The organism is Erysipelatoclostridium sp. DFI.2.3, from assembly GCF_019132535.1.
Lineage (GTDB): Bacteria > Bacillota_I > Bacilli_A > Erysipelotrichales > Erysipelotrichaceae > Clostridium_AQ > Clostridium_AQ innocuum.
This window is the reverse complement of record NZ_JAHOOJ010000001.1, coordinates 213,311-226,229: the sequence shown is the minus strand read 5'-3', so window position 1 is coordinate 226,229 and position 12,919 is coordinate 213,311. Positions and strand designations below refer to the sequence as shown.

Genomic DNA, 12,919 nt, shown 5'->3' with positions numbered 1-12,919 from the left:
GAATTGGTAATGGAGGATGATGTATGAAACGACTCTATTTGTTCTGTGACCAGGGAATGTCTACAAGTTTACTGGCAAGCCGTATGCAGGACTGTGCGGATAAACACATGCTTCCAATCGAAGTTAATGCATTCTCTTATAAAAAGATGCAAGGCATCGTTGAAGAAAAACATCCGGATATCATCCTGCTGGGTCCACAGGTAAAATATCTTTTTGATGAGACGAAGAAACGCTTTGATGAGCGAATCCCTGTCATGCTGATTTCACAGGAGGATTATGGGATGATGGATGGTGAAAAAGTATTAAAGAAAGCATTGCTTCTGCTGCAGAAAAGAAAGCGAGGAGAATTATAAAATGAAAGTATTGATGGTATTTGATCAAACGCAGGCAGGACTCGGCGGAAAAGAAAGTCCTGATTTGGCAATGGGTGGAAAACCGATGGCAATAGGTTCATGTCATATGTTTGAAAAGACTTTAACGGATATGGGAGGAAGCATCTGTGCAACACTGTATTGCGGTGATGGAACCTTTGCGCAGGATCCGGATACCAACGGAAAAAGATTTGCTGCGATGAGCAAGAAGCTCAATCCCGATGTGGTAATCTGCGGTCCGTGCTTTAATTACGGAAACTATGGAAAAATGGCCGCAAAAACAGCACAGACAATCAATGAACTGACAGACATACCGGCGTTTGCTATCATGTCTGAGGAATGCGGTACAGCTATTGATGAATTTAAAAATCATGTGACCATTCTTAAAATGCCGAAAAAGGGTGGTACGGGATTACCGCAAAGTCTGGCAATGATGTGTGAGTTTGCCCTGAAGCTTGCGAAAAAAGAAGATGTCAGTGATATGATTAAGGAATATGCATATCATTAAAGGCCTTATTGATTACATGGAAAGCAGCTGTTTTGCTGCTTTTCTTTTTTCCTAATACATAGGAAGCATTCTTCAAATACATTATTTTTAAAAGGCTTATAATGAATTTAGAAAGAGAAAGAGGTGTATTTATGTTGACGAATGAAACGATTGCTTTAATGGAGGAGTTAACACAGGCTGTTGGTATCTCCGGAGATGAAAGGAATATCTCAAAAATTATGAAAACGCATATGGAGCCCTATGCTGATGAAATTATATACGATAATCTGGGTTCTATCTTCGCCGTAAAGAAAAGCGGAAAACCGAATGCATTAAGAGTGATGATCTGCGGTCATATGGATGAGGTAGGCTTTATGATTACAAGTATTAAGAAGAACGGCCTTGCCGAATTTATATGTATCGGCGGGATGGATGCACAAAGTCTGCATGCACAGCGGGTGCGTTTAAAGACAGCCAGCGGTAGAGAGTACATCGGTACCATTGTATGTGATAAGGATGAAATAGCAGCCTGCGACACAAAGCATATGCGGATAGATTTTGGTGCGGAAAATGCCGAAATGGCTGCTGATTGGGGCGTTAAGGTTGGAGACAGCGCCGTTCTTGACGGCGGTTTTGCCATGCTTGGTGACGGTCATCGCATCCTTTCCAAGGCATGGGATAATCGCTATGGCTGTATTATGGCTATCGAGCTGCTGCAGGCACTGAAGGAAACAAAGCTTGATGTGGATTTGTATATCGGAGCAACCGTACAGGAAGAAGTAGGTATACGGGGTGGAACGACAGCGACAGGACTGATTCATCCGGATATGGGAATCGTATTGGACTGCAGTCCAGCAAACGACATCACCAAAGACGAGCAGGCAGTCGGTCTGCTTGGAAAAGGAATCCTGATTCGTTATTATGATAAAGGCATGATGCCGAATCGCCTATTGCTGGATACCCTTGTACAGACCTGTAAGGATCAGCAGCTGCCCTATCAGTATTACTATAATATGGCACAGACAGACGCAGCCTGGATACACAAATTATTTTCAGGCTGTCCAACCTTAAGCGCCTGCATCTGCGCACGCAATGTCCATACGGGAAACAGCATGATTGATATACGTGATTACGATTGTGCGAAGAGTGCGCTGCTTGCCATCATCACATCGCTTGATGAAAACAAAATTAACGCTTATAAAGCGGAGAATCGCTAAGGTGTGCATATGAAAGAGGCATATGGAAGAATAAATCTGGAAATGATCAGAGAGCTGAGTGAAGCTCATGGAATTTCAGGATGCGAAAAGGAAGTTAGCCGTATCATGAAAAAGTGGTTAACCCCTGTCTGCGACGAAATCACATACGATAACCTTGGCTCCATAGCAGGTCTGCAGAAAGGAAGTGCTGATGGTCCAAAGGTGATGATCTGCGGACATATGGATGAGGTTGGCTTCATGGTGCGTGAAATTGATGAACAAGGTTATATCCGCATGCTGCCCGTAGGCGGCTGGTGGGGACATGTTCTACCATCTCAGACATTATATGTAACCACAAAGGAAGGCCGACGATATCACGGCGTCGTCGGTTCCTGCGCTCCGCACGGACTGCCCCCTGAGGTAAAAGAAAAGGTTATAAAGCCCCTTGATTTATTTCTTGACATGGGAGTGGATAACCGTGAGGAGATATTGGAATTAGGAATTCAAATAGGAGATATGATCACCCCGGATACAAAGTTTGAAGTTATGAACAATCCTAATTATCTGATGGGGAAAGCATGGGATGATCGTTTATGTGCAGCTCTTGCTGTCGATGTGTTATACCGCATACAGAAGGACGCGCATGAGGCAAACGTCTATGCCGTGGGAACTGTGCAGGAGGAAGTCGGATTACGGGGGGCCCGTACAGCAGCGAACCTTCTGCATCCGGATGTAGCGATTGCACTGGATGTCACAACAGCATTGGACACACCGATGGATAAGGGAGATGTCAAGCTTGGCAACGGTGTGGTGCTGTCTATAATGGATGCCGGTATTATTGCCCATAAGGCATTGTTACGGGAAATGGAAGAAATTTGCAGGGATTTAGGACTCAGCATCAACTACGATATGATGACTGCCGGAGGAACCGATGCCGACAATATTCACAAAGCATATGATGGTATCATAACCATGACATTGAGTATTCCAACACGCTATATGCATTCCCATCACCTGATCATACACCGCAGAGATTATGTGCAGACGGTAGAGGCGATTGCAGAATTTTGCCGCCGTTTATCCTGGGATAAAGTAAGTGCAATGAGAACCGCAATACAGTAAAGGTGTCGAAAGACACCTTTTTTCATGAAACTGCGAACCATACCTACCTCTTCCTATGGCTGCGTTTATCCTATGCGCTGTGAGCCTTATAACATTGAAATCCATAAATCCTTAAGCATGACAGGCAGATTACGTAATATCCGTTCATCCTGAAAATTATTTGAAGTAATTGTGCAATGTACTTTAAGTCAGACAATAAGAAACAAAAAAAGGATTTAAATTTTAATGTGGAATAGGATATCCAGCCCTGTCCGTTCATCCTTAACACATGTAAAAAATAACGCTCAATGTTCTTTTCGTCTGTTATGCAGAATAGAAAAAAAAGCATACTCTTATTGTGGCGTTCTTATCCGAAAAAGAGTAACGCAAATAGTTCATAACAAAAAACACAGGATCAGCTTCATTATTGCGCATGATCTTGTGCTTTTATTATCTATAATCAAATAGTCAAATATGAGGAAGAATCAATCGTGGAATAGCCCAGAGAACTCTTTAATCTGTAGCAGATTTATGTGGGTATTGCTTTTTACCATCTGAAGGGTTCACGCAAAATATGCCTCGATATACCCTATTACTTCTCTCTTCCATGCTCGCCTCCACTCCTTAGATTCCCCCAGAATAAGCCCCGTTATGCCCTGTTACAGCATATCCTCTAAGTCGTAATCATCATAAGGCCACATCGGGCGATAAATCTGCTTGAATTTTAATAATTCACTTCTCTGATATGTCGGCCCCTGAGTAAGCGCCATCATACACAAGTCGCCATATGCGGCAAACTCGGCAGAGATATATCCCTGTTTTACCACAACGACATCATATTCCTTTAACACGATTCCACAGCGGGTATACTGCTCCGGCTCATAAAACTGAATCGCATCATTCAGAATAACAACGCTTACCGGTGCATGATCTAATCGGACCGTTATCGCAGTCCCCATATCTTTTTTATGCTCGTACCCTTCATCAGGTATACCTTTCGCGATTATAGTTCCTTCAATCGGTACGCTTTTACATAATTCATCATAATTCATGCCAATGCACAGACTGACATGCTCGCCTACATGTCGGGGATACAGTTTTTTAAAAGCGTTGTGATCAACAATTCCGCTTACCAGATACTGTTTATGGTTGGTATCATGCAATGCGAGAATCTGTCGTAGCATATAGGTATTAAAGCCATCCCCTCCGGAGCCTACATTATCTCCTGAATCTGTAATAAATACGGTTCCTCCAGTATGAGCAACTGCTTTTTTTAAAACCTCCTGCGGTTCACCGGTATTGCCGTGATAATGAAATTCATGACGTCGTGAATATGCAAACGCACGAATATGATCTGCCACTTCCTCGGCATAGGCTCGATACTTACCGCTCTGCGGTACAACGACAACAGAGCATCCCAGCTTGTCACCATCATGGCGCAGATAGCCGATATGAAAAGAAGCACTCATAATGCGTTCATCCTTTTCTGCTTCATCACACAGCCGGTTGATGGATACCATCGGCTCATCGAGTGATACACTCTTTTCCCCGCCGATTATGATAGGAACCTTTCGGTATACCGGTCTTATGTTCCTTCTGTTCTTTAACAGCTCAACAAATTTTTCTGCGACAAACTGAAATGTCTCCTCTGCATCCGTATGCGGAGAATGACGGTAGCAGCGCAGGATATTCACCTTGCTTACAAGCTCTTCGGACAGATTTCCATGGGGGTCCATTACAAGGGCAATCGGCATATACGGCCCGGTTATTTCACGTATTTCTTTCAGGAATGCGTGCTCAGCCGAGCCTCCTGCCAAGCCGATCACTTTACTGGCGCCATGTAAAAACAGAAAGATTCCATCAATTTCATGGACATGTGATTTCACCTCTGCCATCATACGCGAACGGATAAATTCAAAAGCATCATATGTGACAGGGCCATGCGGGTGCCCGCGGGCAATGATTGCCGGAATCAGTTCTATACCGGCATCCTCAAAAACCTTACGGCAGGAAACATGCTGAACGGCCTCTTCACCAAACTTAAAAACAAATTTATCAAAGGTCATCAAACTGCGTGAATGCTCATTCGATTCTGAGCTGAAATAAGCAAATAATACTTTCATAAAACGTTTCTCCTTTACTTTTATCTTTATATAAATTCATAAAATGTGTTGAAAGAGCAGGCATTTGGTTTTTCTACTTATCAATCTCTACATAAACTCATAAAACGATTTTTATTGGAAAAGCAGACATCCGGACGCCTTCGTCCTGCAGCCTCTGCTGTCAGAAAAACGGTTATCCCAATACCTCCCTTGCGGCAGTATACAACAGCTTCTGTTTGGACGCCGTTTCTATCTGACTGCTGGCAGCTGACAGACTGATACAATCATGCGGTTAGCCCTGATTCTGTGCTGTCTCTTTCGCTAATATCAGAAATTCATCCATTTGCCTTGTGATGGATTCAAGTGAGGCTTCCCAGAAAGCGGCATCCTCCAAATCTATACCGGCAATGGCCGCTGTTTCTTCTACCGTATGCGTAGTTGATGCCTTCAGCAAGGCGCGATATTTCGGAAGGAACGCCTCCCCTTCTTTTTCATACATCGCATACAGGCCTCTTGAAAATAAGGCGCCGAAGGTATATGGAAAATTATAAAAAGCAATATCTGGGATATAATAGTGTACTTTTGTAATCCAGCGATACGGATGGAGCCAATTCGGGTCCAACCCGTCCTTAAAACATTTCTTTTCCGCCTCCAGCATCAGCTGCATCAAGTCGGAAGCAAACATAAACCTTTCCTCACACTGTTCAAATACGGATTTTTCAAATGTGTAGCGGGTTGTGATATCACAGATATTCTGACAGAGCGCAGACAGCTGCGTATCAATTAAGAACAATTTATTTTCACGGTCTGCATCATTGATTAAAGCACGATACATGATATTCTCATTGAATGTAGATGCCGTTTCTGCCAGCGGCATACAATATTCTCTATTTAGAGGCCGCTCATTTTCAACCAGCATTCCATGATAGGCATGCCCTAGCTCATGTGCCACCGTGATAACGTCACTCAGGGTATTTCCATAATTGGTAATGATTCTGCTCTGTTTGATCCATGCCAGATTTTCACAGAATGCCCCGCTCTGTTTTCCCGTATGGCTTGGATAATCAATCCAATGCTCATCTATTGCCTGCTTTGTCATATCATATAAATCAGTGGAGAAATTTCTGAAATGCTGTTGTATATACGCTTCACAGTCTTCGATTGTAAAGGACATATCGCACGTACCGAGGGACGCGTAAATTTCATACCACGGAAGTCCGTTATCATATCCCAACAGCTTTGCTTTTGTACGCAGATACTCATGAAACCTAGGCAGATACTTATCAACAGCGGCATACATCGTGTTCAATGTTTCTTTCTTCATGAAGGAATCCTGCAGCATTTTATCCAGGGGATCCTCATACCCCCGCATACGTGCTTCCATCAGCTGTTGACGCTTGATGTTATTGATGGAAAAGGCAAGCGGCTCTTTGATGGATTCATAGGCCTTCATTTCACACAGAAAGGCTTCCTTTCGCACGTCTCTGCTAGTTGAATGACATAAATTTTTCACTTGTGTCAGAGTCATCGTTTGCCCCAGACACTCCACGGAGACATTTGCCGTCAAATGATAATACATATCACTAAATGCTGCTGTACTTGTCTGCGAAAGCTTCGCCAGCATCGCTTCTTCCTCTTTGCAAAGAGAATGAGAGGCCTTATCTTTTAATGTATACAGCAGAAAGGAATACTCCTTCAGCATTTCGTCCTGCTGTATGCAGGAGTCCATATGCTTTATATGTGCCAGATAATCCTTTAACTGCGAACGATAGACGGAATAAGAGGATATTCTCGAATTGATGATATTCAAATATCGCAGAGTCTGTTTATCATTGGTATCCACGGATTGGCGTAAAATCGTGTACATGTGCAGACGGCCGGATAAATCATATTCCTTTTCCAAAAGCCGAAGGACTTCCTTCACCGCACAGCATTCCTCCAGTGTGTTCATTTCTTCCGTCAGTGCAGAAAGCTCGTCGTGTAAATCATGATACTGTTTCAAATCATTTTGAAAAGCGGGGTCATCGTAGCCTTTATATAAAGCATCCAGCGACCATTCATATCTGTTCATTTTTAAAACCTTCTTTCCTGTACTCATTATAAGGCACTGAAATGCAAAGAGACGGTAGAACGTTTTCCTAACATCCTAGGAAGTACTATCACTCCTTCATAATCAATTTCCTAATGATTAGGAAACTGTGTTAAAAGTATTTTTTTCAATGGCTAGTATAATAAAAGTGCGTGATCAAGATCACTTAAGAGGAGGGTATGAGTAATGGAAGGTTTGGAAAAGCAATGCTTTCAAATTATCTCTGCTGTAGGAATGGCTCGCTCCAGCTATATAGAAGCAATACAGGAGGCTAAAAAAGCGAATTTTGAAAGGGCCAGAGAAATGATTGAAGAGGGAGATAAAAGTTTCCTTCAGGGACATGAAGCTCATGCGAAAATGATTCAGCAGGAAGCAGGCGGCGAAAAAGTAGAAACCGGTTTGCTTCTGATCCATGCGGAAGATCAGCTGATGAGTGCGGAAAGCTTTAAAATCATTGCTGACGAAATGATTCAGAATTATGAAAGAATCATAGCGCTTGAAAGCAAGATTAAATAGAGCAGAAAGGAGAACGATATGAAGAAAATTTATCTATTTTGCAGTGCAGGTATGTCTACGAGTATGCTGGCTCAGGAGATGCAGAATGTGGCAGATGCTCACGGCCTTCCCTTAGAAGTAAAGGCATATTCTCATTCTAAAATCGGTGACATTGTCGAACAGCTGCACCCTGATTGTATTTTGCTTGGACCTCAGGTAAAATATCTGTACGAAGAAACAAACAGACGATTCAAAGAAACGGCTCCGGTAGCGGTGATTGATGCTTCCGATTATGGTATGATGAACGGAGAAAGAGTTCTAAAAACAGCAATCAAACTGATTAAATCATTTAAGAAATAAGATAACCCCAAAAGCTGGGCTCTAACTCACTTTCAGATGTTTCTGTTTATAGCTATTCGGCACAAGATTACAATGTAATTTTGTGCCTTTTTATTTGCGATATCGCTTTGCCAGTTGGATATGTAAGAACGAAAAGATGGAAACAGTTTTTCTTTTTCTAATGCTCGTTTTTAGAAAACCGTATATGCGGTAGTCTAGTAGCTTGCGTTATACCGGAAGTATTTTAAAGAAGAGAGTATTTTATACTCAAATTGCTTGACGGATATTGCGCCCGTTTTCTTTTTGAGACTGAGGTGCTGAAGGAATCGCCACTTATTTTATTCCTAGCATTAGGAAACCGTATACGCGATAACCTATGCTGTTTGCATTATAATAAAAGTATTATAAGGAGGGCATTTTATGCACAAATTAGGTATCAGCGTATATCCGGAGCATTCAACACCTGAAAAAGATCAGGCATATATGGAAACAGCTGCCGGATATGGATTTACAAGAATTTTTACATGCTTGTTATCGGTACAAAAAGCAAAGGAAGAAATAATTACGGAGTTTACTGATTTCATGAATCGCGCTCATGCACTCGGCTATGAAATAGCCGTCGATACCAATCCGGATGTTTTCAAACACCTGGGAGCCACACCTTTGGATTTAAAGGTATTTCATGACATGCATGTGGATATCATTCGTCTGGACGGTCACTTTGATGATTTTCTTGATCGGGCAATCACCCATAACGAATACGGCATTAAAATTGAATTTAACGGAAGTATGGATTCCACAATCGACTATCTGCTGAAGCACGGCGCGGACCCGCATAATGTTACTATCTGCCATAATTTTTATCCGGAACGCTACAGTGGAATCGGCTGGAAGCTGTTTATGAATTTGAATGAGAAATGGAAGGGGCTGGGACTTCATACAGCAGCCTTCGTGACCAGCCGTGAACCGAATACCTTTGGTCCATGGCCAGTATCTGCCGGACTTCCAACCGCAGAGATTCACCGTACTAAGCCGATTGATGTGCAGCTGCGCCGTATGCTGGCCTGTGAGCTGATTGATGATATATTGATTGGAAATGCATATGCCAGTGAAGCGGAGTTAAAAGCGATGGCCGCTGTTGATCTATCAAAAACGACAATCCGCATTGAACTGGAAAAGGATATCTGTGCGGCGGAAAAGAAAGCACTGTTTGACTATCCGCATACCGGGCGGCAGGATGCCAGCGACTACTATATCCGCAGCTCTCTTCCGCGTTTCTTTTTCAAAGAAGAAGCAATACCGGAACGGATGAGTGAACAGAGAATGTTCCATCGCGGAGATGTCGTAGTTGTAAATGACAATCTAAAGCATTATCGCGGTGAAATTGAAATTCTGTTAACAGATATAGAAAATGACAGTGAGCGTAATCTCGTTGGTCATATTGCAAATGATGATATGATGATTCTTGATGAAATGGAAAAGCATCCGGAGCATATTTTTGGCTTTATCGAATAAAAAACTCATCCGTCCTTCGTTCCCACTCTGTGTAGTACGGAGGATGAAGCTGCTGGGCAATTACAAGGAACGGTATGCGTAATTCATCAAGGCTATGCGGATATGATCAGCTTTCAACAAGAAATCCTCTCAGATTCATGAGATTTCCGAAAGCATCGTACAGAAATATCTCTGCTTACACACAAAATGCAAGCAGATTCATATACTGCACCTACTGTTTTTTTGAACCGTCCCTTGCCTGATATCCCTTTTGGTGTATACACATACTTCCTAGGCTTTAGGAAATGATCTTAGAAACGATATGCTGAAATGGTATTATAATGAAGGAGAATATGATAGCTGATGAATGCGAAAGGAGAGAATGAATATGTGGGGTATTATAGCAACCTGGAGAATGGCAGCGGAAGGAATCGAAAAAGCTGCCCGAATATTGGAAAATGATGGTATCAGCGGTGATGCTATCGAGACGGCAATTAAAGAGGTAGAGGATTTTCCATACTATAAATCGGTGGGCTACGGCGGTCTGCCGAATGAGGAAATGGAAGTGGAACTGGATGCGGCCTATATGGATGGAACAACCTTTGATATCGGAGCAGTTGCCGCGATTAAGGATTTTGCGAATCCTATCAGTATTGCCCGCCGGTTAAGCAAGGAAAACGTAAACAATCTGCTGGTCGGTGAGGGTGCGGAAAAATTTGCGCACAAAGAGGGCTTTGAACGTAAAAATATGTTGAGCGACCGTGCGAAGATTCATTATAAAAATCGTGTTAAGGATGTGCAGGAGTTGGAAATCAAGCCATACAGCGGACATGACACGGTAGGTATGGTCTGTCTTGACAGTCACGGCGATATGACGGCAGCCACCTCAACCTCCGGCTTATTTATGAAGAAAAAAGGCAGAGTCGGCGATTCCCCGATTTCAGGATCCGGCTTTTATGTGGACAGTAGGACCGGCGGTGCCAGTGCTACAGGACTCGGTGAGGATTTAATGAAGGGGTGTATCTCTTATGAAATCGTTCGATTGATGAAGGAGGGAAAGCACCCGCAGGAGGCTTGTGATATCGCTGTTTCACAGCTCGACCAGGAGCTTACAAAACGGCGTGGCAAGGCGGGCGATATATCGCTCGTCGCTATGAACAGCAAAGGAGAATGGGGCGTTGCCACAAACATCGAGGGATTTTCATTTGCGGTCGCAACGCAGACACAAAAGCCGATTGTATATGTGACAAAAAGAGAACACGGAAAATGCGTACATGAAGAAGCCAGCAGTGAATGGCTGGAGAATTATATGAGTACCCGCATGGCACCATTGATTGAGAAATAGCATGGAAGATAAAATACTGGCGGAGATTGACAAAATCTCAGAGGAAATGATACAGGGAATTTTAGAGGTCGTACGAATAGATAGCGTCAAGAGTGAGCCGCAAAAGAACGCTCCCTTTGGAAAAGGCGTAAAAAAAGCACTTGATAAAGCCCTGGAACTAGCAGAAGAACTCGGCTTCGAAACTGTAAATGTGGATAATTACGTAGGATATGCCAAATATGGAGAAAGTGAGGACTATATCGGTGTCATGGGACATTTGGATGTCGTTGAAACAGGCGAAGGCTGGACACATCCTCCCTTCAGCGGTTACACGGATGAAAACGGGCGTATCTTTTCCCGCGGTATCCTTGATAATAAGGGACCTGTCTTGAGTTGTTTATATGCTCTCTATGCCTTGAAACGATTGCATATACCATTGTCCAGACAGGTACGCATCATGTTTGGTACGGATGAAGAAAGTGGTTTTGAGGATTTGACATATTATCTTTCAAAAGAAAAACCGCCTGTTATGGGATGGACACCGGATTGTAAATACCCTGTTGTATATGGAGAAAGAGGTCGTGCAAATCTGCAGATTCGTGCTGATCAAGCGCATCTGCGGCAATTCTTTTCATTCGTTACCACGTATTTTCTGGAAAGTGCAGCAAGCGGTAATCGTTTAGGCATTGATTATCACGATGATGAATATGGAGAAATGCAAATGCGCGGGTATGCGCTGCGTACAGAGCAGGAGGATGTCGTATTTCAATTTACTCTCAGTTATCCTGCCTGCTGCAGCATTCAAGACATACAGAAACAAATACGTACCAAGCTTGATTCCTGCTGTACACTGCAGCTGCTTCACAATTATGATCCTGTCCGATTTGAAAAGGACTGTTTCATGGTCAGAGCGTTACAAAGTGCATATGAGCAGGTAAGCGGTCTGGATGGAACACCGGTAACAACAACAGGCGGAACCTATGCAAAGGCGATGCCGAATATCGTCCCATTCGGACCAAGCTTCCCGGGTCAAAAGGGAATCGGACACCAGCCTGATGAATGGATGGATATCAAGGATATTATCATGAATGCAAAAATATATGCATTAAGCTTGTATAAGCTGGCAAAATAAGGCGGCATGCCTTAGAGTCAAAATCAGCTACAGGAGGATACCTATATGAATACTCAAATTGAAATCTGCTGCGGTAGTTACTATGATGCCCGACAGGCAGAAGCCGGAGGTGCAAAGCGCATTGAATTAAACAGTGCATTGCATATGGGCGGCTTAACACCGAGTGTGGCAACACTGCGCTTAATAAAGGAACATACGAAGCTAAGCGTCATGACAATGATACGTCCCCGCGGTGCTGGATTTCATTATCTTTCACAGGATTATGACGTTATGGTAGAGGAAACAAGAGATATGATCAAGAACGGTGCCGATGGAATCGTATTCGGCTGCCTGGACGCATACGGGAATATTGATACAGAGCAGAGTGGGCATATTACTGCACTGGCAAAAGTGAACCATAAGCAAGTGGTATTCCATCGCGCTTTCGACTATGTGAAAGATCCATTCAAAGCAATAGAAACCCTGATCAATATGGGAGTAGACCGCGTGCTTACGAGCGGTACTTACCCCACGGCATTTGAGGGAAAGGAAATCATACGGCAATTACAGGAGCGTTATGGCGATCGAATCGAAATACTCGCCGGATGCGGTATAGATGCCATGAATGCAAAGGAGCTCATAGCCTATACAGGAGTAAAACAGATTCACTCCTCCTGCAAAGACTGGCTGCGGGATGAAACAACATGTGGCGAGCGTGTTACTTACAGCTATGGACCGCAGGGTCATAAAAGCGATTATGAGGTTGTAAACAGTAAAAAAGTCGAGCATTTAATCTGGAGCGTTCGATAG

The 12,919-nt window shown here is 43.2% G+C and carries 12 protein-coding genes; 10 read left to right on the top strand and 2 right to left on the bottom strand.

What is annotated here, in order from left to right:
• Positions 1-23 precede the first annotated feature (23 nt).
• The 4 genes from KSZ58_RS01170 (at position 24) to KSZ58_RS01155 (ending at position 3,176) form a co-directional block, all read left to right on the top strand.
• On the top strand, positions 24-353 hold the full coding sequence (locus KSZ58_RS01170; RefSeq protein ID WP_009270248.1) for a PTS sugar transporter subunit IIB: 330 nt from the start codon (positions 24-26) through the stop codon (positions 351-353).
• 1 nt (position 354) lies between these two features.
• Positions 355-879: a GrdB-related putative oxidoreductase gene (locus KSZ58_RS01165; RefSeq protein WP_002607069.1), complete on the top strand. Its 525-nt coding sequence runs from the start codon at positions 355-357 to the stop codon at positions 877-879.
• A gap of 131 nt (positions 880-1,010) precedes the next feature.
• Positions 1,011-2,075, top strand: a complete 1,065-nt coding sequence (locus KSZ58_RS01160) for a M42 family metallopeptidase (protein WP_008818316.1) — start codon at positions 1,011-1,013, stop codon at positions 2,073-2,075.
• 9 nt (positions 2,076-2,084) lie between these two features.
• A complete protein-coding gene (locus KSZ58_RS01155; protein WP_009270247.1) occupies positions 2,085-3,176 on the top strand; it encodes a M42 family metallopeptidase in 1,092 nt (363 codons plus the stop codon).
• A gap of 638 nt (positions 3,177-3,814) precedes the next feature.
• On the opposite strand, the gene KSZ58_RS01150 is transcribed toward KSZ58_RS01155, so the two are convergent.
• A complete protein-coding gene (locus KSZ58_RS01150; RefSeq protein ID WP_009270246.1) occupies positions 3,815-5,278 on the bottom strand; it encodes a M81 family metallopeptidase in 1,464 nt (487 codons plus the stop codon).
• A gap of 271 nt (positions 5,279-5,549) precedes the next feature.
• On the bottom strand, positions 5,550-7,328 hold the full coding sequence (locus KSZ58_RS01145; protein ID WP_009270245.1) for a M3 family oligoendopeptidase: 1,779 nt from the start codon (positions 7,326-7,328) through the stop codon (positions 5,550-5,552).
• A gap of 204 nt (positions 7,329-7,532) precedes the next feature.
• On the opposite strand from KSZ58_RS01145, the gene KSZ58_RS01140 reads away from it, so the two are divergent.
• The 6 genes from KSZ58_RS01140 (at position 7,533) to KSZ58_RS01115 (ending at position 12,919) form a co-directional block, all read left to right on the top strand.
• Positions 7,533-7,862: a PTS lactose/cellobiose transporter subunit IIA gene (locus KSZ58_RS01140; protein WP_008818312.1), complete on the top strand. Its 330-nt coding sequence runs from the start codon at positions 7,533-7,535 to the stop codon at positions 7,860-7,862.
• Between the two features lie 18 nt (positions 7,863-7,880).
• Complete coding sequence (locus KSZ58_RS01135) at positions 7,881-8,201, top strand: PTS sugar transporter subunit IIB (protein ID WP_008818311.1); 321 nt, start codon at positions 7,881-7,883, stop codon at positions 8,199-8,201.
• Positions 8,202-8,600: 399 nt separating this feature from the next.
• Positions 8,601-9,695, top strand: coding sequence for a DUF871 domain-containing protein (locus KSZ58_RS01130; protein ID WP_074747656.1), 1,095 nt, complete (start codon positions 8,601-8,603; stop codon positions 9,693-9,695).
• Between the two features lie 367 nt (positions 9,696-10,062).
• On the top strand, positions 10,063-11,019 hold the full coding sequence (locus tag KSZ58_RS01125; RefSeq protein WP_008818309.1) for a N(4)-(beta-N-acetylglucosaminyl)-L-asparaginase: 957 nt from the start codon (positions 10,063-10,065) through the stop codon (positions 11,017-11,019).
• 1 nt (position 11,020) lies between these two features.
• The gene (locus tag KSZ58_RS01120; protein WP_008818308.1) at positions 11,021-12,130 is read left to right on the top strand and encodes a Sapep family Mn(2+)-dependent dipeptidase; all 1,110 of its coding nucleotides are present in this window, start codon (positions 11,021-11,023) and stop codon (positions 12,128-12,130) included.
• A gap of 45 nt (positions 12,131-12,175) precedes the next feature.
• Positions 12,176-12,919 carry a copper homeostasis protein CutC gene (locus tag KSZ58_RS01115; RefSeq protein WP_009270243.1) on the top strand — a complete coding sequence of 248 codons (744 nt, stop codon included), beginning with the start codon at positions 12,176-12,178 and terminating at the stop codon, positions 12,917-12,919.